The sequence below is a fragment of the Leisingera sp. ANG49 genome (genome assembly GCF_059694505.1).
Genome location: NZ_JCATZN010000002.1, coordinates 1 through 22,356 on the forward strand (window position 1 = coordinate 1; position 22,356 = coordinate 22,356).

A 22,356-nucleotide genomic window follows, 5' to 3' on the forward strand; every position below is an offset into this window, starting at 1 on the left:
GCGATAGAGAACGGCCCGAAGCACCTGCTTCAAGGGCCGTTTTTGTTTGCCCCAATGCTATCAGTCCCGCAAGTTCGCCAACCAGTTCAATGGCCAGAGAACCATCTTCCGGGATCAGTCGCACCTCGGACAGGAGGCTGCGGAGGATCGTGCCAGCTTCGCTCTTGGTGGCAGGATCGTTCAGTGCGGCGGTAAGACCGGCGACCTGCTCCCGGTAAAGACCGGCAAAGGTAGCTGCGAGCTCTCACCAAGCTTTGTTGGTTAAATACGACAGCTCAGCCGAGTTCTGCAACGCTGGCTGCGTGCTCCCGCAACCAACTTCCGCGAAAATCGCACCACGCACGGCGTCGAGATCCCTCGGCGCCGATTTGCGTAGCATCTCCAGCAGGTTGCCCTCGATCGAGAGCCAGTGGCCCGGCGCCTCTTCGTCCCAATGCACCACCACACGCTCGACGAGCTCATGCAGCTCATCTGCGGCCCGGCCGGCAACGGCCTCGGATTTCTACCCATCCGCTGCGGCCGGAGGTCGTCGATGAGATGCATGAGGACGCCGAAGAAGAGGAGACCGAGGCGGCTGCGGACGCAGAGGAGTTGGCCGCAGCATCGAGCCAAGGCAAATACGGTCAGGGTGCCACCGACGGCGCTTCGCCGGAAACGGCCTCGACTAACTGACATGCGCCTGTCGGTCCTGTGGTGGGCGACTCCGGTATGCGGTGTATCTTACCTGCGAACAGGGGCGAAGATCTTTCTTTTCGCCAAAGTCCAATGCGCGCTCCCGCAACCAACGTTTCCGACCAAGCCCTCGCCGCCAGCGGGGGCTCTTTCGATTCAGGGCTCCCCAAAGCCATCAGCCCCGCCAATTCCCCAACAAGTTCAAGCTGATGCCCGCCCGGCGCATCCGCGTCCGGAACCATCCGAACTTCCGAAATCAGCACCCGCAGCGACGCCGACGCCTCCCGCCGCACTTCCGGTGCATTTAGAGCGCCAGCAAGATCCTCGATCAGCTCCCGGTACCGCGCCGACAGGCCCGGGTGCAGCCGCAGGGCAGGGGGCTCCGGATTGTCCGCGATGACCGCCTCAAGGCGGGCCTTCTCACCCTCCAGCTCAGACATCTTGTCCTTCATCGATGCGGTATACATGCAGTCCTAGATAGCTGTCAGGATGTTTGCGATCCGGCTTTCCACCTTCTTGAGGGAGTGTTCGGCCTTCTGCCGGTCCTGGCAGGCCCCGCGGCGGCGTCGTTGAACGCCTTGCGGAATTCCTCCGCAAACTGCGCCAGCAGGTCCGGTGCCAGGAGGCGCTGTTTCAGCCCGGAAAGCACCCGCTCTTCCACTTCTGTCCGGCCGATGGTGGCGCGGTTGGTGCAGACCGCAGCGCCCTTGTTCCGGGCACCAGCGCAGCCGTAGCTGTCCTTGGAGATCTTGGCAAAGCCGTCGCCGCAGCAGCCGCAGCGCAAGAGGCCTGACAGCAGATAGGTTGGGCGGCGCGCGCGTTCAAGCTTCGGCCGTTCCGTCAGAACACCCGCCGGGTTCATCGCCTGCCGCACCTCACCCTGACGCGTCTTCACCGCCTGCCAGAGCTGGTCATCCAGAATACGCAGGCCGAGGACATCCTCCGTGATCCCGTCTTCCGGCGGATTGAGGCGGGACAGCCGTTTCCCTGTGTCGGGGTTGGTGTCGTAGGTCAGCCGGCTCCAGACCATGCGCCCGACATAGAGCTCATTGTTCAGAATGCCGGTGCCCCTCCGGCGGTTGCCATGGATGGTGGAGGCGCCCCATTGGCGGCCGGGCGGGGACGGCACGCCTTCAGTATTGAGCGCTTCTGCGATCTTCTTGGGGGGCAGGCCCTTGGCATAATCCCGGAAGATCCTGTGCACGACCGCGGCCTCCTCCGGGTTGATCTCGCGCTCCCCGCGGATCTGGTCGCCGCTTGTTGTGAGTTGCGGCTTCAGATTGTAGCCGAAGCCTTGCCGCTTGCGGATTTGCCCGCCAACGCACGCCCTTTGAGGCCGCGGTGGGCCTTCATGGCAATAGCGTGATTGCACAGATCGCCGATGACGTGGCGGTGATGTATCTGGGTACAATCGTAGAGCGGGGCCCTGCCAAAGAAGTGATCCGCAACCCGCAGCACCCCTATACCCAAGGGCTGCTGGCCGCGATTCCCAGCTTGGATCATCTGTACGACCGCCTGAAGCCGGTGCCTGGCGATTTTCCCAGTCCCACGGCGCGTCCGAGGGGCTGTCCGTTCCACACCCGCTGCGCCCAAGCCATCGCGGGCACCTGTGATGCGCAGGAGCCGGCGGAAACCTCAACAATACCCGGCCGCGCGGTGCGCTGCTGGCTGCACACAAACAAGGGCCGGAGCACAGCATGAGCAAGCACAAGGACTCGCTGATTGAGGTCAAGGATCTAGCGGTGCATTTCCCTTTCAAGACCCGCACGCTGTTCAAAACCGAAGTGCAGATGCTGCGCGCGGTGGACGGGGCAAGCTTTGACATCAAGCGGGGCGAAAGGCCTGGCAACGATCATTTGCCGTTGTAAACCAAGCCGCCGTGACGATCAGCCGCCAAACCGTTTGCGCTTTCGCCTGTCTGGGCGCTATCCGGGCAATGCAGCGCAGGCAGGCGCGGGCCCATGTCCGCCATCCCGGAACAAGGACCGGGATGGCGGTTTGCGGGGTCAGTCGCTGATCGCGCCTTCCTCGTCCTGGCGCTGGTGCATCTTGGCCCTTACCCGCGCACCGACGATCAGCGGCAGCACAAAGCCGATGATCGCTATCGCCCAGAGCGCGATGGACAGCGGGCTGTCCACAAGGGTCCACCAGTTGCCGTTGTCGATGGTCACCGCACGGCGCAGGTTGTTCTCCATCGCGTTGCCCAAGAGCGTGCCCAGAATGACCGGCACCAGCGGCACATCCAGCTTGCGCAGCACCCAGCCCATGACCCCGAAGCCGATCATCACCAAGAGGTCGAAGGTGCTGCCGGAAATGCCGTAGATGCCGACGAAGCTCACCATCGCCACGATCGGCATCAGGATGCGCGAGGGGATCATCAGCACGCGGGTGAACAGCCCCACCATCGGGATATTCATCGCCAGCAGCATGATATTGGCGATGAACAGGGCGGCGATCAGACCCCAGACCACGTCCGGGTTCTGGCTGAACAGCAGCGGACCCGGCGTGATGTTCAGCGCCAGCAGCACCGCCAGCAGCACTGCGGTTGTGCCCGATCCCGGCACCCCCAGCGCCAGCATCGGCACCAGGGCTCCGCCGGCCGCGGCATTGTTGCCGGCTTCGGGCGCCGCCACGCCGCGCGGGTCGCCGGTGCCGAAGGTGCCCTCCTTGTCGACCAGCTTCTTTTCCATCGAATAGGAGATGAACGATCCCAGCGAAGCGCCGGCGCCGGGCAGCACCCCGGCAATGAAGCCCAAAAAGGAGGTCCGCAGCATGGTGGGCGTGGTCTGCCGGATCATCGCCATTGGCGGGTAGAGCTTGCCGATGGTCAGCTTGCGCCCTGCCGCGTCCGATCCGCCGTGCCGGGTTTCCAGGAAGATGAAGACCTCGGACAGGGCAAACAGGCCGACGATGGCGACCAGGAAGTCAAGCCCGTCATACAGATGCACCTCGCCGAAGGTGAACCGCGGCACTCCGGTCTGGGTATCGACGCCGATGGTTGCCAGTCCCAGCCCCAGCGCCGCGGCAAAGGCCGATTTCGCCTGGTTGGTCGAGGACACGCCGCCCAGCGTCATGAAAGCAAGCGCGAACAGGGCGAAATACTCGGCCGGGCCGAACAGCAGGGCGATCTTCACCAGCTGCGGCGCCAGCAGGATCAGCCCCCAGGTGGCCAGGAACGCACCCACGAAGGACGCGATGCCCGACAGCGACAGGGCTTCGCCCGCCAGCCCCTTCTTGGCCATCGGGTGGCCGTCCAGGCAGGTCATCATGGCCGGCTCGTCGCCGGGAATATTCAGCAGGATCGAGCTGATGCGCCCGCCGTACATGGCGCCGTAATAGACACTGGTCAGCAGGATCAGCGAGGGCGTCGCCCCCAGCCCCATGGTAAAGGCCAGCGGGATCAGGATAGCGACCCCGTTCGACGGCCCCAGTCCGGGCAGCGCGCCCATGATGGTGCCCAGGAAACACCCCAGCAGCGCCAGGCCTATGTTCTGCCAGCTGAGCGCGATGGCAAAGCCGTCGCCAAGATTTGCGAGAAGCTCCATGTTCCGCCCTCCTCAGAAGCCAAGCGGACCCTTGGCCAGCGACAGGCCCAGGATCAGGTGAAAGGTGACATAGATGCCAACGGAAGTGCCCGCGCCCACGGCTGCCGCCTCCAGCGGTCCCGACCCCAGCCGCCAGGCCAGATAGGCGGCGGCAAAGGCGGTGGCGATGACAAAACCCGCGACGGGCAGCATCTCGGCATAGAGGATCAGCACCACCACCGCGGCAGCCACTTCCGCCAGCCGTCCCAGGGCGGGCCAATGCGGTTCCGGGTCCGGGCGCAGCGCGATCACGGCGCTCGACAGGCCGAGGATGGCAGCGATGATCAGGGGAAAGGCCTTGGGGCCGACGGCATCGGAGAGAAAGCTTTCCTCGATCGCAAGCGCGGCAAAGACATAGCCGGCGGCAAGGATCATGCCGAAGACACCGAAGATACGATCGCTCATGGCGGTCTCCAGTTCAGGTGTCAGGCGGGGCCAGCCCGCCGAAGGGGCCGCATGGCTGCGCGGCCTCCCCCGGGCTGGCCCGGCGCAGGTTACTTGATGATGCCGATCTCTTTGGAAATCGACTGGATCTGCGCAACCGAACCGGCCACGAAATCCTGGAACGCGGCGCCCTGCAGGTCCAGCGGCGCCAGGCCGTTGGCGGCCATTACGTCTTTCCACTCGTCAGAGGCATAGAGATCGCCGATCTTGGAAACCCAGGCTTCATAGGCCTCGTCCGACATGCCGCCCGGCGCATAAAAGCCGCGCCAGTTGGCGCCGATGGCTTCAACGCCCTGTTCCTTGGCGGTCGGGAAATCCGCGAACTCACCCGGCAGGCGCTCTGGCGACAGCACCGCGATCACCTTGATATCGCCGGAATCCACGAACCCCTTCGCTTCGGAAATGTCGCCGGTAAAGGCCTGCACCGACCCGGCCAGCAGCTGGGTCACGGCCTCGCCGCCGCCGTCAAAGGCGATGTATTTCACGGTGCGCACATCTTCGATGCCATAGGCACTGGCCGCGATCAGCACCTTCAGGTGATCCCAGCCGCCAACCGCAGAGCCGCCGGCGACAGAGACTGAGGACGGATCGGCCTTGATGGTGTCCAAGAGCTGCGGCAGCGTCTCGATGCCGCTGTCAGCGGCAACCGCGATCACGCCGTAGTCGGCGCCGATGGAGGCCAGCCAGCGCACCTGGTCCATGCTGTTGCCCGGATAGGCGCCCTGCGCCAGGCGGGTTGCGGTGGCGCTGGAGGCGGCGACGATCAGGTTGCCATCGTCCACGCGCTTGTTGACCACCTCGGCAAAGGCCACGCCGCCGCCGCCGCCGGCCAGGTTCACGACCTGCATGGTCTTGTCGATCAGCCCCAGATCCTGCAGCGACTTGCCGACCTGGCGGCAGGTGAAGTCCCAGCCGCCGCCCGGGTTGGCCGGGGCGATGCACTCGGGGTTTTCCTGCGCGCCGGCGGCAATGGCAGACAGTGACAGGGCGGCAGCGGCAACCAGGCCGCGGGTGACGGTGAATTTCATATGTTCCTCCTCAGGTCATGGCCGGCGCACTCCCAAGCGCCGGAAATTCCTCTGCAAGAAATCGCTTTGGCAGCCCCTTTCCTGCGGGTTAGACATGTTTACCCATTGAAGCTGTCACCAACCTGTCGCCGGTTTCAGCAACGCGGAGTGCCATAAGATGCGGGTCCTGATGGTCGAGGATGCAGAGGATCTGGCCGAGGGCGTGATTGCTCATCTGGCCCGCTGCGGCATTGTCTGCGATCTGGCGCCGGACATCGAAAGCGCCCGCGACTGCCGCGCCGTGCAGAAATACGACGCGGTGATCCTCGACATCAACCTGCCGGACGGATCCGGTCTGTCGCTGCTGCGCGAAATGCGCCTGGCAGGCGACCCGGCGCCGGTGCTGATGTTGACCGCCCTGACCTCGGTGGATGACCGGGTGGCGGCGCTGGACCAGGGGGCGGATGATTACCTGGGCAAGCCCTTCGACCAGCGCGAGCTGGAGGCGCGGCTGCGGGCGCTGGTGCGGCGCCAGGCAGACCGCAAGGACGAACAGATCGTCCTTGGCTCGCTGGTGTTTGCCCCCAGCGACCGCAGCGCCCGGCTGGACGGGCGCCTGCTGGAACTGACCCGGCGGGAGGCGGCGCTGTTGGATATGCTGATCCGCCACCAGGACCGTTATCTCTCCAAAACCCGGCTCTATGACTCGCTTTATGGATTTGACGATGCCGATGTGGGTGAGAATGCGATCGAGCTTTATATCGCGCGCCTGCGCAAGAAGATCGCGGGCAGCGACGTCAGCATCGCCACCCAGCGGGGGGTCGGCTACCGGCTGCATCTGAATGGCTGAGCCGCGCCCGCCGCTCACCCTGGCGGCCCGGGTGCTGGGGGCGGTGCTGCTGATCCTGCTCCTGGGCGGGCTGCTGGTCTCCGGCTCTGCCTGGCTGAACGGCCAGCAGGCAGCCCGCCAGGCCTATGACCGGATCCTGCTGGGCGCGGCAAGCGACATCGCGGAGTCGGTCCGTGTGCAATCGGGCGCCCCGGTCGCCGATCTGCCGGTTTCGGCCTTCCAGCTGCTGGCGCAGGCGCCCGAAGACCGCATCTATTACGCGGTGCATGGACCCGGTCAGGTGTTTATCACCGGCGTTGACCCCGGAACCGGAATCCACGCGCCCGCACCCGGCAGCAGCGGGCCGGAGTATTTCGAAGCCGAACTCAATGGCGAGCCTGCCCGGTTCGTGCGGGTCACCCGCCGCTTTGCGGAACGCGATTTCTCCGGCCTGGTCGAGGTTGTGGTCGGCCAGACCCTGCGGGCGCGCAAGGCGATGACGGCGGAACTGATGCTGGACGCGCTGCTGCCGATGGCGGCGGCGGGGTTGGCGCTGATGGTGATGGCCTGGCTGGTCATCCGCACGGCTCTGCGGCCGCTTGACGCGATCACCGAGGATCTGGCCCGCCGTGATCCCTATGACCTGACCCCGATCGCCACCGGACGCCTGCCGCGGGAGCTGCAGGTGGTGCTGGGCGCCATGAACCGCTTCATGGGGCGGCTGGACGGGCAGGTCGAGGCAATGCGCAACCTGATTTCCGACACTGCGCACCAGCTGCGCACCCCGGTGGCCGCGATCCGGGTGCAGGCGGAAACCGCCGTTGCCGAACCCGGCGAAGCGGCCCGCCGCCGGGCCATGGACCGGCTGCTGGCACGCACCCGGTCGCTGGGCACCCTGCTGGAGCAGCTGCTCAGCCGGGCACTGGTGGTGCACCGCACCGACAGCGCCCCGCGGCTGCCCGTCGACCTGCGCGAAGTCGCGCTCGAAATCATGGAACGCAACGATCACGCGCTGCTGGCGCCCGGCACCGACCTGCGGCTGGAAATCGGCGAGGATCCCGTGATGGTGCGTGCCGATGCCTTTTCCCTTGGCGAGGCCGGCAGCAACCTGCTGGGCAATGCACTGCGGCACGGCACCCCGCCGGTGGCCATCGGCGCGGAGCAGCGCGGCGGCGACGCGGTGTTATGGGTCCGCGATGCCGGCCCCGGCCCGGCGCCTGCGGTCACGGCGCAGCTGGGCAGCCGGTTCAACCGCAGCGCCGGGACCCAGGAAAACAGCACCGGCATCGGCCTGTCGATCGTGGCCTCCGTGGCGGCTGCCTTTGGCGGCAGGGTGGAGATGGCGCGCGAAGAGGACGGTTTTCGCGCGGCGCTGGTCTTGCCCGCCGCGGAGGAGGGGGCATGATGCGGATCCGGCGCCTGCTGATGTTGCTTGCCGCGCTGTGTCCTGCCGCGGCCGCCGCGCAGGAGGCGACCCATCAGTACGGCAGCGGCCCGGTGCCTTTCCTGCTGCGCTCCACCACCGACAACAGCATCATCCGCCCGGTTATCGAACGTTTTGCGGAACTGAACCCGCGGCTGACGATCACTTACGAGCAATGGGGCTCCAATGCGCTGTTTGCCCAAAGCCGCGCCGATTGCCAGCAGGGCACACCGCCTGCCGATGCGGTCCTGTCCTCCGCGGTGCAGCAGATGGTCTGGCTGGTCAACGCGGCCTGCGCCCATCCGCACCGTTCGCCCGCTGCGCTGGCGCTGCCGCCGTCGCGGCGATGGCGCGATGAACTCTGGGGGATCACCACCGAGCCCGCGGTGATCGTCTACAACAAGCAGCTGCTTGACGGCGCCGATGTGCCGCGCAGCCGCTTTGCCCTGCTCGACGCGCTGCGCGCCGAACCCGGCCTCTACCGCGGCAGGATCGCCACCTATGACATCGCCGCCTCCGGCCTTGGCTACCTGTTCGCCTACAGCGACAGCCTGGAGGCCACGACCTTCGGCGCCCTGATGGAAGGCTTTGCCCGTGTCGACGCCGTCGCCACCTGCTGTTCCGCCGAGATCATCGCCGGCGTGGCGGATGGCCGCTTCCTGATCGCCTACAACGTGCTGGGGTCCTATGTCGCCAGTGCCTCCGCCCCCGAGGTCGGCACCATTCTGCCCGAGGATTACACCCTTGTGCTGTCGCGCGCCTATATGATCCCCGCAAAGGCCCGGCAAAAGGCAGCGGCTGTGGATCTTCTCGATTTCCTGCTGAGCCCGGACGCGCAGGAGCTGCTGGCCAAGGCGGGCCTCGTCACCGAGATTGCGGCAGCGGACTCCGGCCTGGCTCCCAGCGCCCGCCGGTCGATCCCGCTTGCCCCTTCGCTGCTGGTTGCGCTTGATCCCAACAGGCGGGCGTTGCTGCTCAAATTCTGGAGCGACACCTTCGGGCGCGGCGACGGTCGCTGAGCGCGGCCTGTTGCCGTTCACACGGCAGCTTCAGCCGGTTCCCGGAACGCGCTTCCAAGCCGCGGCGGCTGCCATCGCGGCATTTGCCGGACAGCTGAAACTCTGTCATTGCCACCCCCCGGCGTGTCTGTTAAACGCCATCCATCCTGAAGACCCCGGATTCGTTTCCGGGGTCCTTATGTTTGTCAGGATGTTCGAACTCGGGGACCTTCGGGGCCCTATAAATCGGCCACCTTCGGGGGGCTTTCAACATAGCTGGGCCAAAGACAAGAACCTAAGGCCTGGCACGCTAAACGGAAGACAGAAAGCATGGCACTCAAGTCGTATAAACCGACGACGCCGGGCCAGCGTGGGCTGGTTCTGATCGACCGTTCGGAGCTTTGGAAAGGGCGTCCGGTCAAATCCCTCACTGAGGGCCTGACCAAATCGGGCGGCCGGAACAACACCGGACGGATCACTGCACGCCGCCGTGGCGGCGGCGCAAAGCGCCTCTACCGGATCGTTGACTTCAAACGGAACAAATTTGATGTAGCGGCCACCGTTGAGCGGATCGAATACGACCCGAACCGGACCGCATTCATCGCGCTGATCAAATACGAAGACGGCGAGCAAGCCTACATCCTGGCGCCGCAGCGTCTGGCTGTTGGCGACAAGGTTGTCGCGTCTGCAAAAGCCGACATCAAGCCGGGCAACGCAATGCCGTTCTCGGGCATGCCGATCGGTACCATCGTTCACAACATCGAAATGAAGCCCGGCAAAGGCGGCCAGATCGCCCGTGCAGCCGGTACCTATGCTCAGTTCGTTGGCCGTGACGGCGGTTACGCTCAGATCCGCCTGTCCTCGGGCGAACTGCGCCTGGTCCGTCAGGAATGCATGGCCACCGTCGGTGCCGTGTCGAACCCGGACAACTCGAACCAGAACTTCGGTAAAGCCGGCCGTATGCGCCACAAGGGCAAGCGTCCTTCCGTGCGTGGTGTCGTCATGAACCCGATCGACCACCCCCACGGCGGTGGTGAAGGCCGGACCTCCGGTGGCCGCCACCCGGTGACCCCCTGGGGCAAACCGACCAAGGGCAAACGGACCCGCAACAAAAACAAGGCGTCGCAGAAGCTCATCGTCCGCTCGCGCCACGCCAAGAAGAAAGGCCGCTAATCCATGGCACGTTCCGTATGGAAGGGCCCCTTCGTTGATGCTTACGTCCTGAAAAAGGCCGAAGCAGCGCGTGAATCGGGCCGCAATGAAGTGATCAAGATCTGGTCGCGCCGTTCCACCATCCTGCCGCAGTTCGTCGGCCTGACCTTTGGTGTGTACAACGGCCAGAAGCATATCCCCGTCAACGTCTCGGAAGACATGATCGGTCAGAAGTTCGGTGAATACTCGCCGACCCGCACCTATTATGGCCATGCCGCAGACAAAAAAGCGAAGCGGAAGTAAGTCATGGGCAAGGAAAAGAACCCCCGCCGCGTGGCAGACAACGAAGCAATGGCAAAACTGCGCATGCTCCGTACCTCCCCGCAGAAACTGAACCTGGTGGCTCAGATGATCCGCGGCAAGAAAGTCGAGAAGGCCCTGACCGACCTGACTTTCTCCAACAAGCGGATCGCGCAGGACGTGAAGAAATGCCTTCAGTCCGCCATCGCGAATGCTGAAAACAACCACAACCTGGACGTCGATGAACTGATCGTCGCCGAGGCATGGGTTGGCAAGAACCTGACCATGAAGCGCGGCCGTCCGCGTGCCCGCGGCCGGTTCGGCAAAATCCTGAAGCCGTTCGCGGAGATCACCATCAAGGTGCGTCAAGTTGAGGAGCAAGCCTAATGGGTCAGAAAGTCAATCCGATCGGCATGCGCCTTCAGGTCAACCGCACCTGGGACAGCCGCTGGTACGCCGACACCAAAGACTACGGTGATCTGCTGCTCGAGGACCTGAAAATCCGCGAGTTCATCAAGGAAGAATGCAAGCAGGCTGGCATTGCGCGCGTCATCATCGAACGCCCGCACAAGAAATGCCGCGTGACCATTCACACCGCCCGTCCGGGCGTCATCATCGGCAAGAAAGGCGCGGACATCGAAGTCCTGCGCAAGAAAATCGCCAAGATGACCGACTCCGAGCTGCACCTCAACATCGTTGAAGTGCGCAAGCCGGAACTGGACGCTCAGCTGGTCGGCGAGTCGATCGCCCAGCAGCTGGAGCGCCGTGTGTCCTTCCGCCGTGCCATGAAACGGGCCGTGCAGAACGCCATGCGCATGGGCGCCCTGGGTATCCGGGTGAACGTCGCCGGCCGTCTGGGCGGTGCGGAAATCGCGCGTACCGAATGGTACCGTGAAGGCCGCGTGCCGCTGCACACCCTGCGTGCCGACATCGATTACGCACACTCCGAAGCGATGACCCCCTACGGGATCATCGGGATCAAGGTCTGGATCTTCAAAGGCGAGATCATGGAGCACGATCCTTCGGCGCGTGACCGTAAAGCACAAGAAATCCAGGACGGCCCTGCACCCCGTGGTGCTGGTGGCGGCCGTCGCTAAGGAGGATTTGAGATGCTTCAGCCAAAGCGCACTAAATTCCGCAAGATGCACAAGGGCCGGATCCACGGCCTGGCAAAAGGCGGTTCCGACCTGAACTTCGGCACCTATGGCCTGAAGGCGACCCAGCCTGAGCGTGTGACTGCACGCCAGATCGAAGCTGCCCGCCGTGCCATGACCCGCCACATGAAGCGTCAGGGCCGTGTTTGGATCCGTATCTTCCCGGACACTCCGGTGACCTCGAAGCCGACCGAAGTCCGTATGGGTAAAGGTAAAGGCTCCGTGGACTACTGGGCAGCCAAGGTTAAGCCTGGCCGCGTGATGTTCGAGATCGACGGCGTCAGCGATGAAATCGCCCGCGAGGCCCTGCGCCTGGCGGCGATGAAGCTGCCGGTCAAGACCCGCGTCGTGGTCCGCGAAGACTGGTAAGCCCGGTTCTGACAAGATCAAAGACCCCCGCTGAGCAATCGGCGGGGGTTTTTCGTTGTGCGGTCAGGGAGAAGTGAAATCCCCAACGCCCCAGAAGTCACAGGTTTCTGCGTCGGCATAAAAGCCTTCGAAGTAGTCTTCAGGCCTGGCTTGCTGCCAGCTCCCGCGGGTTTGGCAGATCAGGTAGTAATGATAGTCGATGTAGATCGTGCAGTAGAGCGACCGGTCTTCCGGCCATAATTCGACCCAATCGCACTCCTGCTGCCTGTCCAGCAGGTCCCGCGCCAGCAGCGAGGACCGGGAAACACCGAAGTGACCGGCAGCCGTGACGTGCTCGTGGCCAAGCACTCGGAGGAAGGTGCCCATGGCAAGCTCGAGCAGTGGTGATGCACAGCCCTCATCAGGCGGGTAGATGCTGCGGGAGGCGCAGACCTCCAGCATCCTTTCAGTGTCGCCGGGGCAAGCGAATTCAGGCGATAGGCGTCTTGACCCGGTGAGGCCGAGCGCGCGGTTGACGTGGCGGATGGAGGGGAAGCCGCAGTGATCTGCGATCTCCTGCCAGGACACGCCGCAGGATGGCCCCTGCATCTTGGCGGTCTTAACGGCGCTCTCAGGTGTCCAGTCGCCGTTCTTCCAGGGCGGGTGGCCGGGAAGCTTCAAAAAGGGGTTCAGGGCGACAAAGACGGGGTCAAACGCCCCGGAGAACCACTGCCGGTAGGGTGTCTCGTCCTTATCAGGGTAAAAGAACGGTGGTTTTTCCAAGTCAATCAGCCTTAAAGCAACGGGGCGACGGTAGCGGGCGGCAATCTGCCCTGCAAGCGGCCCGCATTCCTGGCGAAGTGCCTTGGATTTTAGGCGATTGCCGGATGTTAATCGAATGTACAGGCTTTGTTCCAATCATTACCCTGTGATTGTTCCGGCGCGTCTCCTTCCTCTTGGGGTGGAGGATTGCGTTGCTGACGCAGGCCGGACTGGTGTGTGATTTCAGTGCGAGGACAGCCAATGTTACGTCTGATTGTGCCTGTAACCCTGTGCTTGGGCCTGCCGGCCTGCGGTGCAGTGGAATTTGACCGCAACGACCTGTCGAATATGTACGGCCCCGCAACCAACTACCGGAACCCGGTGGCGAAACGGGAAATTGTGAACAGTTTCATCTCTCAGGGAAGCGTGTCGCGCGACGGCCGGGCGGCGCATTGGACCTCGCCGGACGGCTGCACCTATTCGCGCACCCAGGCGCCGGGGTATGCGCCGGTCTGGTACCTGGTTCAGAACCCGCATCATGTGGGGATGCCGAATGCGCACCGGGGCTGCCCGATGACGGTGGTCGACGGCTGAAACAGGCTCCCCTGGCAGGCGTGCTGCACCGGACCCGCGCGGGCCCGGCGCAGGGGGCGTGTCAGGCGGCGCGGGCCGGGTCTGCGGCGGCCAGGCCCGTTTCCGCCGCCGCCGGCGCGTCGGGGGCAAGGCGGAAACCGGCGACGGCGCGGGTCAGGCTGGCGGCCTCGTCCCGCAGCATCTGCCCTGCCGCTGCGGTCTCCTCCAGCATGGCGGCACTGCGCTGGGAATCCTTGTCCAGCGCTTCCAGCGCCACATTGACCTCCGAAATGCTGTTGGCCTGCTCGGTGGTGTTCTCGGCGATCTCGTTCACCTTCTCTGCCGCCTGGGTAACGGTCTGAAGGATGGCCGCCAGCGCCTCGCCCGCGGCATCCACCAGCTCCACCCCGCCGGTCACTTCGGCCTGGCTGCTGTTGATCAGCGCGCTGATTTCCTTGGCCGCGTCCGAGGACCGCTGCGCCAGCGCGCGCACTTCCGAGGCGACCACCGCAAACCCGCGGCCGGCTTCGCCCGCCCGAGCGGCCTCCACCCCCGCGTTGAGCGCCAGCAGGTTGGTCTGGAAGGCCACGTCGTCGATCAGGCTGGTGATCTTCGAGATGGCATCGGAGGAGTCCTTGATGCGCTGCATGGCGGCGACGGTCTGTTCGGCAACTTCGCGGGTGGCTTCCGCCTTGGTTTGGGCGTCATTGACGAATTGGCGGGCCTCCTGTGCGCTGCCAGCGGTATCCTGAACCGTGTCGTGCACCGTCTGCAGCGCCGCCGCGGTTTCCTCCAGCGCCGCGGCAGAGGATTCGCCGCGCTGCGACGCATCGGCGACCGAAGAGGCGATTTCCTGCGAGGTGTCGTTCAGCGTCTCGCTGCTGCCGGCCAGCTGCCGGACAATGGCGTCAAGGCTGCCGGCAAGATTGTCGATGGCTGCGGAGATATCCTTGAACACACCCTGCTGGCCGGACGGCATGCGCCGGGTCAGATCGCCCTCGGCGAGTGCATCCAGCACTGTCAGAACATCGCCCAAGCCTTTCTCGGCCACTTCGCCGATCATGTTGACGCCGTTGCCCAGCCCGCCGTCCCGGCCGCCGCCGGCCGCGATACGGCGCGAGAAGTCGCCCCGGCCGCAGGCGGCGATGACGCCGGAAATCTCTTCTGTCAGCTGCCGTTTGGCGGCTTCCGCATCGCGGAAATCGCCGACTGCGCCGGCAATTGCCGAAATTTCACGGAGGCGGGTTTGGGGGATCTCGGCGCTGAAATCGTTCTGCATCATTTTCTTCAGAGCGATGTCAACGCGCTTGAGCGGCCGGGCGATGCTGCGCGCCATGAGCAAGGCCACCGCCACGAACAGCACCGAACCGCCGATGGCCGCCCGCAGGGCGTTGGACCGGGCCTCTGCGCTCACGGTCTCCCCCTGGGCCCGCACCTGATCCAGCAGCGCGCGCACCTCCTCATGGACCGCAGCCAGCATCGGCTCGGCATCGGCATAGTGGCCGGACACCTCCTTGCGCAGCTGCTTTTCCTGCAGCGACTCCGCGACATAGGCGGCAAAGGACCTCTGGTAGGTTTCCATCAGCCCCAGGATCTCCTTCTGCTGGGCGGCGCTGTCATAATAGCTGGCCGGAAAGGCCCGGAACTCTTCCACCCGGGCGTTCAGGCGGTCCAGGTATTTCGGCGCCTGGCGCATGATGAAGTCCTTTTCATGCCGCCGCATCATCAGCATTTTCACCTGCATGACCGGCTGATCCAGCGTCTTCAGCGTGCCCTCGGCATTCTTGACTGCGGTGCGCAGCTGCCCCTCCAGGCCGCTGTTTTCATCCAGCCCCAGCCGGATGTTGCTGCCGGCCAATGCGCCGAAGCTGGCTTCATAGGCATCAATAGCGGTGCCGATGCCACTCAGCTGCCGGGCCGACCCGGACAGTTCCGCAATTTTCGGAAGCAGCCGGTCAAGGGTTTCATATGACGTCCTGATCCTGGCCATCGTTTCGGAGTGGCGGGCCGTGTACTTCTCGTCCCGGCGCAGCAGGAAATCCTTCTCGGCGCGACGGGCCATCAGGAAATCAAGTTCGATTTCGTCAAGGGTCAGGTAGACCGCCTCGATTGCGGCAACGCGCTGCTGCATCCCGTCACGCACATTGTGCGAATAGAGCAGGAGGCCGGCCAGGACGGCCATCAGGCCTCCGGCCAGGGCGATGATGGAGAGGATAGCAGTACTGACGGCAAATTTGAGCTTCATGCGACTGGGCCATTTCTCTGTGGTTTTGGAGGTGGTTTTTTGATCCACGATGGCTCGCAATCGTTAAAGCAGCGTGAGCTTTAGGATTGAAAATCGAACTTTTCTGCGCGGCAGCAGCTCTGGCCCGACAGGCGGGCCGGATGCCTTTCCGGAGCCGGCTTCGGAGAGGGGCTCGCGCTTGGCTGCGGGCTGCGCTAAGACGGCGCCATGGCCCAGATTGAATCGCTCTTCGTGACCCGCCTCTACCGCGCGCAACTGTCTGAATACGGACCCATGATTGACGCGCAGGAACTGGAAAACTCCTGCCTTGTCATCGCCGGCGACGACGATGCCGGCCAGGACTGGTGCGAGGACAACGGCTATCCCGGCTATACCTCCTATGCCTCGCTCACCGATCTGCCCTGGCGCTTTCCTATCTTTGCCGACCTGGTGAAATCGCTGGACCAGCACGTCGCCGCCTTTGCCAAGGATCTGGAGTTCGATCTGGACGGGCGCGAACTGAAGCTGGAGGACCTCTGGATCAACATCCTGCCCGAGGGCGGCACCCATTCCAGCCATCTGCACCCGCATTCGGTGATCTCCGGCACCACCTATGTGTCGATGCCCGAAGGCGCTTCGGCGCTCAAGCTGGAGGACCCGCGCTCGGCCCGGATGATGGCGGCGCCCACCCGCACCAAGGACGCCCGGCGCGAGCTGCAGCCCTTCATCTACATGAAGCCTGATGTGGGCGACGTGCTGCTGTGGGAAAGCTGGCTGCGCCACGAGGTGCCGATGAACATGGCCGAGGAAGAGCGGATCAGCGTCAGCTTCAACTACCGCTGGGACTGATCAGTATTCCAATGCCGCCCGCCTGCTCATGGACCATCGCCCGTGTATGACCATGCGCCGATCGTGCTCCATGAAGACGAGCAGCTTGTTTTTGCGGTCCACTCGCGCATTGCACCCACGCTGACCGAGGTTCTGGTTGTTGTTCTTTGCGCGCCGGTTGCACTGGTAATTTGGCTGTTTGTTCACCGGGCTTTCCGCTCAGCCACTTACGTGATCACCACCCGTCGGGTTTTGGCGGTTGATAAACAGGGCGCATTCGGTGAGGTCGCCATCAAAGACATTCAGCGTCTCAGGACCTTCCGCGGCGCCATGATGATCCATGCGGCAGGGCCCCGCCTCTGGCTCCCCCGCCTCCCGGACGGCTGGCAGTTCGAAACCATCCTCAACAGGGTGCGGCAATTGAAAAAGTCCCCAAACCCGCATAGCGTCCCGGAACGGTTCTACGGGAGGTATCTATGGCGCGGCGTTCTCCTTTTGAAATCGGCGGCTTTCACATTCCGCCCGGCACCCGCCGCACGGTGGATATGCCGGTCAGCGTGCTGTCGGACCACACGCCGGTCACCATGTCCGCCCATGTGATCCATGGGGCGGAGGAGGGGCCCGCGCTGTTTGTCTCCGCCGCGATCCACGGCGACGAGGTGATCGGGGTGGAAATCGCCCGCCGCCTGCTGCGCAGCCGCCAGTTCTCGCGGCTCAAGGGCACGCTCATCGTGGTGCCGATCGTCAACACCTTCGGCTTCCTCAACCACTCCCGCTACCTGCCGGACCGGCGCGATCTGAACCGCTCCTTCCCGGGCAGCGAGGGCGGCTCGCTGGCCAGCCGCCTGGCGCATCTGTTCATGACAGAGGTGGTGGCGCGCTGCGATCTGGGCATCGACCTGCATTCCGCCGCCATCCACCGCACCAACATGCCGCAGATCCGGGTGTCGCCCAAGTCGCAGGAGACGCTGGGTTATGCCGATGCCTTCGGCGCGCCGGTGGTGATCCGCTCTTCCCTGCGCGATGGCTCTCTGCGCAAGGAGGCGCAGAAGGCCGGCGTCGATATCCTGCTTTATGAGGCGGGGGAGGGACTGCGGTTTGACGAGCAGTCCGCCCGCGTCGGCGTGGCTGGCATCCTGCGGGTGATGCATGCCCTGGGCATGATCCCCGAGGACGGCGTGCCGCTGGCCGAGGCTGTGCCGGTCAAGGCCAGCGACAGCAGCTGGGAGCGCGCCCCCGCAGGCGGCCTGCTGCGCGCCTTCAAGAGCACCGGCGAGATGGTGGAGGAGGGCGATGTGCTGGGTATCGTCGCCGACCCCTTCGGGGAGGAGGAGATGGAGCTGACCGCCAGCCAGCCGGGCCTGATCATCGGCCGCGCCAACATGCCCATCGTCAACGAGGGCGACGCCCTGTTCCACATCGCCAAAGTGGCGACGCCGGAAGAGGCCGAAAGCCGCATCGAAAGCCTGAACGCCCAGCTGGACGGTGCCGCGATGTTCGATGAGGATGAGATCATCTGACCGCCCCCGGTGGCGTCCAATCTTTCCCTTGCCCCTGCACCCCTTCTCCTCTATAGGGACCCATCGCTTGTGCCCGGTCCGGCATGGATCAGGGGCAAGTGATTCTTTTTGCTGCCCGTTCCGGGCGGTTGACATAACCCACCAGGTAACAAGGTGACCCTCGGGGCCTTCTGGTGCTTTGGACAAGGAACAAAGGCGATGAACGCCAATGATCTGCGCGAGAAGACCGTGGATGAACTCCGCGATATGCTCGCATCCCTGAAAAAAGAGAGCTTCAACCTGCGCTTTCAGCAGGCAACCGGTCAGTTGGAATCGACCTCCGGCATCAAAGCGGCCCGCCGCAACGCTGCCCGCGTCAAGACCATCCTGAACGAAAAAGCTGCAGCAGCAGCCGAATAAGGAGCGACACAATGCCCAAACGTATCCTGCAAGGCGTTGTGACCAGCGACGCAAACGCCCAGACCGTCACCGTCTCGGTTGAACGCCGCTTCACGCACCCGGTTCTGAAGAAAACCATCCGTAAGTCCAAGAAGTACCGGGCTCACGATGAAAAGAACGCTTTCAAGGTCGGCGATTCCGTACGCATCATCGAATGCGCGCCGAAATCGAAAACGAAACGCTGGGAAGTTCTGGAAGCCTAAGAGTCTCATCCGAGACTCCTGGCGGCTAGACTTAACAGTCAGTCGAAACCCTGGGGGATACCAGCACGCATCGCTGCCCCATAGGTCGGGAGAAACCACATGATCCAGATGCAAACAAATCTGGATGTTGCTGACAACTCCGGCGCCCGCCGAGTTCAGTGCATCAAGGTTCTGGGTGGCTCCAAGCGTAAATACGCTTCCGTTGGCGACATCATCGTCGTCTCGGTTAAAGAAGCCATCCCGCGCGGCCGCGTGAAAAAAGGCGACGTCCGTAAGGCCGTTGTCGTGCGCACCGCCAAAGAAGTCCGCCGCGAAGACGGCACCGCGATCCGTTTTGACCGGAACGCAGCTGTCATCCTGAACAACAACAACGAGCCGGTCGGTACCCGTATCTTTGGCCCGGTTGTTCGTGAACTGCGCGCGAAGAACTTCATGAAGATCATCTCGCTGGCTCCGGAGGTGCTGTAATCATGGCTGCGAAACTCCGTAAAGGCGACAAGGTCGTCGTGCTGGCAGGCCGCGATAAGGGCAAGGAAGGCACCATTGCTTCCGTTGACCCGAAAGCCGGCAAAGCCGTCGTCGAAGGCGTGAACATGGCCATCCGCCACACCCGCCAGACCCAAAACAGCCAGGGCGGCCGTCTGCCCAAGGCACTGCCGATCGACCTGTCGAACCTGGCACTGCTGGACAGCAACGGCAAAGCAACCCGCGTCGGCTTCCGCGAGGAAGACGGCAAGAAGGTGCGCTTCGCCAAGACCACCGGGGAGACTGTCTGATGCTTGACGCTGCAACCTACACCCCGCGCCTGAAAACTCTCTACAAGGACACCATCCGTGGCGCCCTGAAAGAAGAGTTCGGCTATAAGAACGAGATGATGCTCCCCAAGCTGGAGAAAATCGTTCTGAACATCGGCTGCGGCCGTGCTGCTGTCAAAGACAGCAAGAAAGCCAAATCTGCCCAGGCCGACCTGACCGCGATTGCGGGCCAGAAGGCTCTGACCACCGTGGCAAAGAACTCCATCGCCGGCTTCCGCGTTCGCGAAGGCATGCCGATGGGCGCCAAGGTGACCCTGCGCGGTGACCGGATGTACGAATTCCTCGACCGTCTGATCACCATTGCGATGCCCCGTATCCGCGACTTCCGCGGTGTTTCGGGCACCTCCTTCGACGGCCGCGGCAACTATGCCATGGGCCTGAAAGAGCACATCGTGTTCCCGGAAATCGACTTTGACAAGATCGACGAAGCCTGGGGCATGGACATCGTGATCGCCACCACCGCGAAAACCGACGCGGAAGCAAAGGCGCTGTTGAAAGCTTTCAACATGCCCTTCAACAGCTAAGCGCGGGAAGGATAGAGACCATGGCTAAGAAAAGCATGATCGAACGCGAGAAGAAGCGCGAGCGCCTGGTGGCTAAGTACGCCGCAAAGCGCGCCGAGCTGAAAGAAATCGCAAACGACGAATCTCGCCCGATGGAAGAGCGCTTCAAGGCGCGTCTGAAACTGGCGAAACTGCCGCGCAACTCGTCGGCAACCCGTCTTCACAACCGCTGCCAGCTCACCGGCCGTCCGCACGCTTACTACCGTAAGCTGAAGGTCAGCCGTATTGCGCTGCGCGAGCTGGGTTCTGCTGGTCAGATCCCCGGCCTGGTGAAATCGAGCTGGTAAGGGAGAGACTGATATGAACGATCCTATCGGCGATATGCTCACCCGTATCCGTAACTCTCAGATGCGCGGCAAATCCACCGTCATGACCCCGGCTTCCAAGCTGCGGGCATGGGTGCTGGACGTGCTGGCAGACGAGGGCTACATCCGCGGTTATGAGAAGATGACTGGTGAAAATGGCCACCCGGCCATCGAAATCAGCCTCAAGTACTTCGACGGCGAACCTGTCATTCGCGAGCTCAAGCGGGTCTCCAAGCCCGGCCGCCGCGTTTACATGGGCGTCAATGACATCCCGTCGGTCCGTCAGGGCCTGGGCGTGTCGATTGTCTCCACCCCCAAGGGTGTGATGTCGGACGCAAACGCACGCGCAGCCAACGTTGGCGGCGAAGTGCTTTGCACCGTCTTCTAAGGAGGCCTCGCAATGTCCCGTATTGGTAAGAAACCGGTCGAACTGCCCAGCGGCGTCTCCGCCTCTGTGTCCGGCCAGACCATCGAAGTGAAAGGCCCGAAAGGCGCCCGCACCTTCACCGCAACCGACGACGTCACCCTCTCCGTGAACGACAACGTTGTCACCATCGAGCCGCGCGGCAAGTCCAAGCGTGCCCGTCAGCAGTGGGGCATGTCCCGCACTCAGGTGGCCAACCTCGTGACCGGCGTGACCCAGGGCTTCAAGAAAGAGCTGGAGATCCAGGGTGTGGGTTACCGGGCGCAGATGCAGGGTAACACCCTGAAGCTGAACCTGGGCTACAGCCACGACGTCGACTTCGTTGCACCCGATGGCATCACCATCACCGCACCGAAGCAGACCGAAATCGTTGTGGAAGGTATCGACCAGCAGCAGGTGGGCGAAGTGGCGGCGAAAATCCGCGACTGGCGCCGTCCCGAGCCGTACAAAGGCAAGGGTATCCGCTACAAGGGCGAGTTCATCTTCCGCAAGGAAGGCAAGAAGAAGTAAGGACCAGCAAAATGGCAAACAGCAAACGTACCCTGTTTCTGAAGCGCCGGCTGCGCGTCCGGAACAAGCTTCGCAAAGTGAACGCAGGCCGTCCGCGTCTGTCCGTGCACCGTTCGAACAAGAACATCTCTGTTCAGCTGATCGACGACCTGCGCGGCGTGACCCTGGCAGCGGCGTCGACCCTGGAAAAAGATCTCGGTGTTGTCGGCAAGAACAACATCGAAGCGGCAACCAAAGTGGGTGCAGCAATCGCCGAGCGCGCGAAAGCGGCTGGCGTGAGCGAAGCCTATTTCGACCGCGGCGGCTTCCTGTTCCACGGCAAAGTGAAGGCTCTGGCCGACGCTGCGCGTGAAGGCGGCCTGAAGATCTAATCCCATGCGGGCGGCCTCTCGGGGCCGCCCCGATGATCCGGGAGACCGGCCTCTGGGCCGGTTCTCACCAAGGATTGATAGAACAGGCGCCTGAGCGCCGCACTGAAAGGAATGTCTGATGGCAGAACGTGAAAACCGCCGCGGCCCCCGCCGCGAGCGTGAAGAGGCACCGGAATTTGCAGATCGCCTGGTCGCGATCAACCGCGTGTCGAAAACCGTAAAAGGCGGCAAGCGCTTTGGCTTCGCAGCCCTGGTTGTCGTTGGCGACCAGAAAGGCCGCGTCGGCTTTGGCAAGGGCAAGGCGAAAGAAGTGCCCGAGGCGATCCGCAAGGCGACCGAGCAGGCGAAGCGCCAGATGATCCGCGTGCCGCTGAAAGAGGGCCGCACCCTGCACCACGACATGTCCGGCCGTCACGGCGCAGGCAAAGTTGTGATGCGGACCGCACCGGAAGGTACCGGTATCATCGCGGGCGGCCCGATGCGTGCCGTGTTCGAGATGCTGGGCATCAAGGACGTGGTCTCCAAGTCGATCGGTTCGCAGAACCCCTACAACATGATCCGCGCCACCCTGAACGGCCTGCAGAAAGAGCAGAGCCCGCGTTCGGTGGCTCAGCGCCGCGGCAAAAAGGTCGCCGACATCCTGCCCAAGCGGGACGACGCACCGGCAGCTGCCGAAGCTGAAGCGTAAGGAGTAGAGAGACATGGCAAAAACCATCGTCGTCAAGCAGATCGGCTCGCCGATCCGCCGCCCCGCCAAACAGCGCGCAACCCTGGTTGGCCTGGGCCTGAACAAGATGCACAAGACCCGCGAGCTGGAGGACACCCCCTCCGTGCGCGGCATGGTCAACTCGATCCCGCACCTGGTTCAGATCATCGAAGAGCGCGGCTAAGCCCCGTTTCGAGCACTGA

General features: G+C 63.6%; 31 protein-coding genes. 24 read left to right on the forward strand and 7 right to left on the reverse strand.

The genetic code is table 11. From position 1 onward, the window contains the following. Window positions 1-623: 623 nt before the first annotated feature. Together AC58NV_RS06360 and AC58NV_RS06365 are read right to left on the reverse strand one after the other, a co-directional pair. Complete coding sequence (locus AC58NV_RS06360; protein ID WP_497226402.1) at window positions 624-1,139, reverse strand: hypothetical protein; 516 nt, start codon at window positions 1,137-1,139, stop codon at window positions 624-626. A 17-nt stretch (window positions 1,140-1,156) separates the two neighbouring features. After that, the gene (locus AC58NV_RS06365) at window positions 1,157-1,876 is read right to left on the reverse strand and encodes a recombinase family protein (RefSeq protein WP_497226403.1); all 720 of its coding nucleotides are present in this window, start codon (window positions 1,874-1,876) and stop codon (window positions 1,157-1,159) included. A gap of 158 nt (window positions 1,877-2,034) precedes the next feature. On the opposite strand from AC58NV_RS06365, the gene AC58NV_RS06370 reads away from it, so the two are divergent. After that, window positions 2,035-2,373: an oligopeptide/dipeptide ABC transporter ATP-binding protein gene (locus AC58NV_RS06370; RefSeq protein WP_497226404.1), complete on the forward strand. Its 339-nt coding sequence runs from the start codon at window positions 2,035-2,037 to the stop codon at window positions 2,371-2,373. Further along, window positions 2,370-2,540, forward strand: a complete 171-nt coding sequence (locus AC58NV_RS06375; RefSeq protein WP_497226405.1) for a hypothetical protein — start codon at window positions 2,370-2,372, stop codon at window positions 2,538-2,540. Before AC58NV_RS06370 ends, AC58NV_RS06375 begins: the two co-directional genes overlap by 4 nt. A 138-nt stretch (window positions 2,541-2,678) precedes the next feature. Here AC58NV_RS06375 and AC58NV_RS06380 read toward each other — a convergent pair whose 3' ends face one another. From AC58NV_RS06380 to AC58NV_RS06390, 3 genes are all read right to left on the reverse strand, one after another. Then, entirely contained in the window at window positions 2,679-4,217 is a 1,539-nt protein-coding gene (locus AC58NV_RS06380) for a tripartite tricarboxylate transporter permease (protein ID WP_366663068.1), read from the reverse strand. A 12-nt stretch (window positions 4,218-4,229) separates the two neighbouring features. Beyond that, the gene (locus AC58NV_RS06385) at window positions 4,230-4,661 is read right to left on the reverse strand and encodes a tripartite tricarboxylate transporter TctB family protein (RefSeq protein WP_174145711.1); all 432 of its coding nucleotides are present in this window, start codon (window positions 4,659-4,661) and stop codon (window positions 4,230-4,232) included. 89 nt (window positions 4,662-4,750) lie between these two features. Beyond that, entirely contained in the window at window positions 4,751-5,728 is a 978-nt protein-coding gene (locus AC58NV_RS06390; protein WP_497226406.1) for a Bug family tripartite tricarboxylate transporter substrate binding protein, read from the reverse strand. A gap of 157 nt (window positions 5,729-5,885) precedes the next feature. Here AC58NV_RS06390 and AC58NV_RS06395 point away from each other — a divergent pair, with 157 nt between their 5' ends. From AC58NV_RS06395 to rplP, 8 genes are all read left to right on the forward strand, one after another. Next, window positions 5,886-6,557 (forward strand): response regulator transcription factor, encoded by a 672-nt coding sequence (locus tag AC58NV_RS06395; protein WP_366663070.1) that lies wholly within the window; start codon window positions 5,886-5,888, stop codon window positions 6,555-6,557. Next, window positions 6,550-7,941, forward strand: a complete 1,392-nt coding sequence (locus tag AC58NV_RS06400) for a sensor histidine kinase (protein WP_497226407.1) — start codon at window positions 6,550-6,552, stop codon at window positions 7,939-7,941. Before AC58NV_RS06395 ends, AC58NV_RS06400 begins: the two co-directional genes overlap by 8 nt. After that, window positions 7,938-8,978, forward strand: a complete 1,041-nt coding sequence (locus tag AC58NV_RS06405; RefSeq protein WP_497226408.1) for an ABC transporter substrate-binding protein — start codon at window positions 7,938-7,940, stop codon at window positions 8,976-8,978. Before AC58NV_RS06400 ends, AC58NV_RS06405 begins: the two co-directional genes overlap by 4 nt. Window positions 8,979-9,287: 309 nt before the next feature. After that, window positions 9,288-10,130: a 50S ribosomal protein L2 gene (gene rplB / locus AC58NV_RS06410; protein ID WP_019297986.1), complete on the forward strand. Its 843-nt coding sequence runs from the start codon at window positions 9,288-9,290 to the stop codon at window positions 10,128-10,130. Window positions 10,131-10,133: 3 nt separating this feature from the next. Further along, window positions 10,134-10,412 (forward strand): 30S ribosomal protein S19, encoded by a 279-nt coding sequence (gene rpsS, locus AC58NV_RS06415; RefSeq protein WP_008554066.1) that lies wholly within the window; start codon window positions 10,134-10,136, stop codon window positions 10,410-10,412. Window positions 10,413-10,415: 3 nt separating this feature from the next. Continuing rightward, entirely contained in the window at window positions 10,416-10,796 is a 381-nt protein-coding gene (rplV, locus tag AC58NV_RS06420; protein ID WP_008557868.1) for a 50S ribosomal protein L22, read from the forward strand. Next, window positions 10,796-11,506 (forward strand): 30S ribosomal protein S3, encoded by a 711-nt coding sequence (gene rpsC, locus AC58NV_RS06425; RefSeq protein WP_019297987.1) that lies wholly within the window; start codon window positions 10,796-10,798, stop codon window positions 11,504-11,506. The genes rplV and rpsC overlap by 1 nt, the downstream gene beginning before the upstream one ends. A gap of 12 nt (window positions 11,507-11,518) precedes the next feature. Further along, window positions 11,519-11,932, forward strand: a complete 414-nt coding sequence (gene rplP / locus AC58NV_RS06430; RefSeq protein WP_019297988.1) for a 50S ribosomal protein L16 — start codon at window positions 11,519-11,521, stop codon at window positions 11,930-11,932. Window positions 11,933-11,995: 63 nt separating this feature from the next. On the opposite strand, the gene AC58NV_RS06435 is transcribed toward rplP, so the two are convergent. Continuing rightward, complete coding sequence (locus tag AC58NV_RS06435) at window positions 11,996-12,829, reverse strand: DUF2711 family protein (protein ID WP_497226409.1); 834 nt, start codon at window positions 12,827-12,829, stop codon at window positions 11,996-11,998. A 105-nt stretch (window positions 12,830-12,934) separates the two neighbouring features. Here AC58NV_RS06435 and AC58NV_RS06440 point away from each other — a divergent pair, with 105 nt between their 5' ends. Further along, window positions 12,935-13,267, forward strand: coding sequence for a hypothetical protein (locus AC58NV_RS06440; protein WP_497226410.1), 333 nt, complete (start codon window positions 12,935-12,937; stop codon window positions 13,265-13,267). A gap of 61 nt (window positions 13,268-13,328) precedes the next feature. Here the strand turns inward: AC58NV_RS06440 and AC58NV_RS06445 are convergent, their stop codons facing one another. Continuing rightward, the gene (locus AC58NV_RS06445) at window positions 13,329-15,491 is read right to left on the reverse strand and encodes a methyl-accepting chemotaxis protein (protein WP_497226411.1); all 2,163 of its coding nucleotides are present in this window, start codon (window positions 15,489-15,491) and stop codon (window positions 13,329-13,331) included. A 207-nt stretch (window positions 15,492-15,698) separates the two neighbouring features. On the opposite strand from AC58NV_RS06445, the gene AC58NV_RS06450 reads away from it, so the two are divergent. The 13 genes from AC58NV_RS06450 to rpmD all read left to right on the forward strand — a co-directional run bounded on the left by AC58NV_RS06450 (window position 15,699) and on the right by rpmD (window position 22,337). Beyond that, complete coding sequence (locus AC58NV_RS06450; RefSeq protein WP_497226412.1) at window positions 15,699-16,319, forward strand: 2OG-Fe(II) oxygenase family protein; 621 nt, start codon at window positions 15,699-15,701, stop codon at window positions 16,317-16,319. A 455-nt stretch (window positions 16,320-16,774) separates the two neighbouring features. After that, window positions 16,775-17,818 carry a succinylglutamate desuccinylase/aspartoacylase family protein gene (locus AC58NV_RS06455; protein ID WP_497226413.1) on the forward strand — a complete coding sequence of 348 codons (1,044 nt, stop codon included), beginning with the start codon at window positions 16,775-16,777 and terminating at the stop codon, window positions 17,816-17,818. Window positions 17,819-18,016: 198 nt separating this feature from the next. Then, complete coding sequence (gene rpmC / locus AC58NV_RS06460; RefSeq protein ID WP_019297994.1) at window positions 18,017-18,217, forward strand: 50S ribosomal protein L29; 201 nt, start codon at window positions 18,017-18,019, stop codon at window positions 18,215-18,217. Between the two features lie 11 nt (window positions 18,218-18,228). Then, a complete protein-coding gene (gene rpsQ / locus AC58NV_RS06465) occupies window positions 18,229-18,459 on the forward strand; it encodes a 30S ribosomal protein S17 (RefSeq protein ID WP_005621877.1) in 231 nt (76 codons plus the stop codon). Window positions 18,460-18,558: 99 nt separating this feature from the next. Then, the gene (gene rplN / locus AC58NV_RS06470; protein ID WP_005621870.1) at window positions 18,559-18,927 is read left to right on the forward strand and encodes a 50S ribosomal protein L14; all 369 of its coding nucleotides are present in this window, start codon (window positions 18,559-18,561) and stop codon (window positions 18,925-18,927) included. A 2-nt stretch (window positions 18,928-18,929) separates the two neighbouring features. Beyond that, window positions 18,930-19,235, forward strand: coding sequence for a 50S ribosomal protein L24 (gene rplX / locus AC58NV_RS06475; protein WP_019297995.1), 306 nt, complete (start codon window positions 18,930-18,932; stop codon window positions 19,233-19,235). Further along, window positions 19,235-19,798 carry a 50S ribosomal protein L5 gene (gene rplE, locus AC58NV_RS06480; protein ID WP_019297996.1) on the forward strand — a complete coding sequence of 188 codons (564 nt, stop codon included), beginning with the start codon at window positions 19,235-19,237 and terminating at the stop codon, window positions 19,796-19,798. The genes rplX and rplE overlap by 1 nt, the downstream gene beginning before the upstream one ends. Before the next feature lie 20 nt (window positions 19,799-19,818). Beyond that, window positions 19,819-20,124 (forward strand): 30S ribosomal protein S14, encoded by a 306-nt coding sequence (gene rpsN / locus AC58NV_RS06485; protein ID WP_019297997.1) that lies wholly within the window; start codon window positions 19,819-19,821, stop codon window positions 20,122-20,124. Between the two features lie 13 nt (window positions 20,125-20,137). Then, window positions 20,138-20,530: a 30S ribosomal protein S8 gene (gene rpsH / locus AC58NV_RS06490; protein WP_019297998.1), complete on the forward strand. Its 393-nt coding sequence runs from the start codon at window positions 20,138-20,140 to the stop codon at window positions 20,528-20,530. Window positions 20,531-20,542: 12 nt separating this feature from the next. Then, window positions 20,543-21,076, forward strand: a complete 534-nt coding sequence (rplF, locus tag AC58NV_RS06495; RefSeq protein ID WP_039191295.1) for a 50S ribosomal protein L6 — start codon at window positions 20,543-20,545, stop codon at window positions 21,074-21,076. 11 nt (window positions 21,077-21,087) lie between these two features. Further along, the gene (gene rplR / locus AC58NV_RS06500; RefSeq protein WP_174148065.1) at window positions 21,088-21,447 is read left to right on the forward strand and encodes a 50S ribosomal protein L18; all 360 of its coding nucleotides are present in this window, start codon (window positions 21,088-21,090) and stop codon (window positions 21,445-21,447) included. 118 nt (window positions 21,448-21,565) lie between these two features. Then, window positions 21,566-22,135, forward strand: a complete 570-nt coding sequence (gene rpsE, locus AC58NV_RS06505) for a 30S ribosomal protein S5 (RefSeq protein ID WP_065268166.1) — start codon at window positions 21,566-21,568, stop codon at window positions 22,133-22,135. 13 nt (window positions 22,136-22,148) lie between these two features. After that, entirely contained in the window at window positions 22,149-22,337 is a 189-nt protein-coding gene (rpmD, locus tag AC58NV_RS06510; protein WP_019298002.1) for a 50S ribosomal protein L30, read from the forward strand. The last annotated feature ends 19 nt before the right edge of the window (window positions 22,338-22,356 follow it).

Excerpts from the sequence above, each read along its gene's own strand:
- AC58NV_RS06360 (WP_497226402.1), bottom strand. The coding sequence starts at position 1,139 with ATGTATACCGCATCGATGAAGGACAAGATGTCTGAGCTGGAGGGTGAG.
- AC58NV_RS06375 (WP_497226405.1), top strand. The coding sequence starts at position 2,370 with ATGAGCAAGCACAAGGACTCGCTGATTGAGGTCAAGGATCTAGCGGTG.
- AC58NV_RS06380 (WP_366663068.1), bottom strand. The coding sequence starts at position 4,217 with ATGGAGCTTCTCGCAAATCTTGGCGACGGCTTTGCCATCGCGCTCAGC.
- AC58NV_RS06385 (WP_174145711.1), bottom strand. The coding sequence starts at position 4,661 with ATGAGCGATCGTATCTTCGGTGTCTTCGGCATGATCCTTGCCGCCGGC.
- AC58NV_RS06390 (WP_497226406.1), bottom strand. The coding sequence starts at position 5,728 with ATGAAATTCACCGTCACCCGCGGCCTGGTTGCCGCTGCCGCCCTGTCA.
- AC58NV_RS06395 (WP_366663070.1), top strand. The coding sequence starts at position 5,886 with ATGCGGGTCCTGATGGTCGAGGATGCAGAGGATCTGGCCGAGGGCGTG.
- AC58NV_RS06400 (WP_497226407.1), top strand. The coding sequence starts at position 6,550 with ATGGCTGAGCCGCGCCCGCCGCTCACCCTGGCGGCCCGGGTGCTGGGG.
- AC58NV_RS06405 (WP_497226408.1), top strand. The coding sequence starts at position 7,938 with ATGATGCGGATCCGGCGCCTGCTGATGTTGCTTGCCGCGCTGTGTCCT.
- rplB (WP_019297986.1), top strand. The coding sequence starts at position 9,288 with ATGGCACTCAAGTCGTATAAACCGACGACGCCGGGCCAGCGTGGGCTG.
- rpsS (WP_008554066.1), top strand. The coding sequence starts at position 10,134 with ATGGCACGTTCCGTATGGAAGGGCCCCTTCGTTGATGCTTACGTCCTG.
- rplV (WP_008557868.1), top strand. The coding sequence starts at position 10,416 with ATGGGCAAGGAAAAGAACCCCCGCCGCGTGGCAGACAACGAAGCAATG.
- rpsC (WP_019297987.1), top strand. The coding sequence starts at position 10,796 with ATGGGTCAGAAAGTCAATCCGATCGGCATGCGCCTTCAGGTCAACCGC.
- rplP (WP_019297988.1), top strand. The coding sequence starts at position 11,519 with ATGCTTCAGCCAAAGCGCACTAAATTCCGCAAGATGCACAAGGGCCGG.
- AC58NV_RS06440 (WP_497226410.1), top strand. The coding sequence starts at position 12,935 with ATGTTACGTCTGATTGTGCCTGTAACCCTGTGCTTGGGCCTGCCGGCC.
- AC58NV_RS06445 (WP_497226411.1), bottom strand. The coding sequence starts at position 15,491 with ATGAAGCTCAAATTTGCCGTCAGTACTGCTATCCTCTCCATCATCGCC.
- AC58NV_RS06450 (WP_497226412.1), top strand. The coding sequence starts at position 15,699 with ATGGCCCAGATTGAATCGCTCTTCGTGACCCGCCTCTACCGCGCGCAA.
- AC58NV_RS06455 (WP_497226413.1), top strand. The coding sequence starts at position 16,775 with ATGGCGCGGCGTTCTCCTTTTGAAATCGGCGGCTTTCACATTCCGCCC.
- rpmC (WP_019297994.1), top strand. The coding sequence starts at position 18,017 with ATGAACGCCAATGATCTGCGCGAGAAGACCGTGGATGAACTCCGCGAT.
- rpsQ (WP_005621877.1), top strand. The coding sequence starts at position 18,229 with ATGCCCAAACGTATCCTGCAAGGCGTTGTGACCAGCGACGCAAACGCC.
- rplN (WP_005621870.1), top strand. The coding sequence starts at position 18,559 with ATGATCCAGATGCAAACAAATCTGGATGTTGCTGACAACTCCGGCGCC.
- rplX (WP_019297995.1), top strand. The coding sequence starts at position 18,930 with ATGGCTGCGAAACTCCGTAAAGGCGACAAGGTCGTCGTGCTGGCAGGC.
- rplE (WP_019297996.1), top strand. The coding sequence starts at position 19,235 with ATGCTTGACGCTGCAACCTACACCCCGCGCCTGAAAACTCTCTACAAG.
- rpsN (WP_019297997.1), top strand. The coding sequence starts at position 19,819 with ATGGCTAAGAAAAGCATGATCGAACGCGAGAAGAAGCGCGAGCGCCTG.
- rpsH (WP_019297998.1), top strand. The coding sequence starts at position 20,138 with ATGAACGATCCTATCGGCGATATGCTCACCCGTATCCGTAACTCTCAG.
- rplF (WP_039191295.1), top strand. The coding sequence starts at position 20,543 with ATGTCCCGTATTGGTAAGAAACCGGTCGAACTGCCCAGCGGCGTCTCC.
- rplR (WP_174148065.1), top strand. The coding sequence starts at position 21,088 with ATGGCAAACAGCAAACGTACCCTGTTTCTGAAGCGCCGGCTGCGCGTC.
- rpsE (WP_065268166.1), top strand. The coding sequence starts at position 21,566 with ATGGCAGAACGTGAAAACCGCCGCGGCCCCCGCCGCGAGCGTGAAGAG.
- rpmD (WP_019298002.1), top strand. The coding sequence starts at position 22,149 with ATGGCAAAAACCATCGTCGTCAAGCAGATCGGCTCGCCGATCCGCCGC.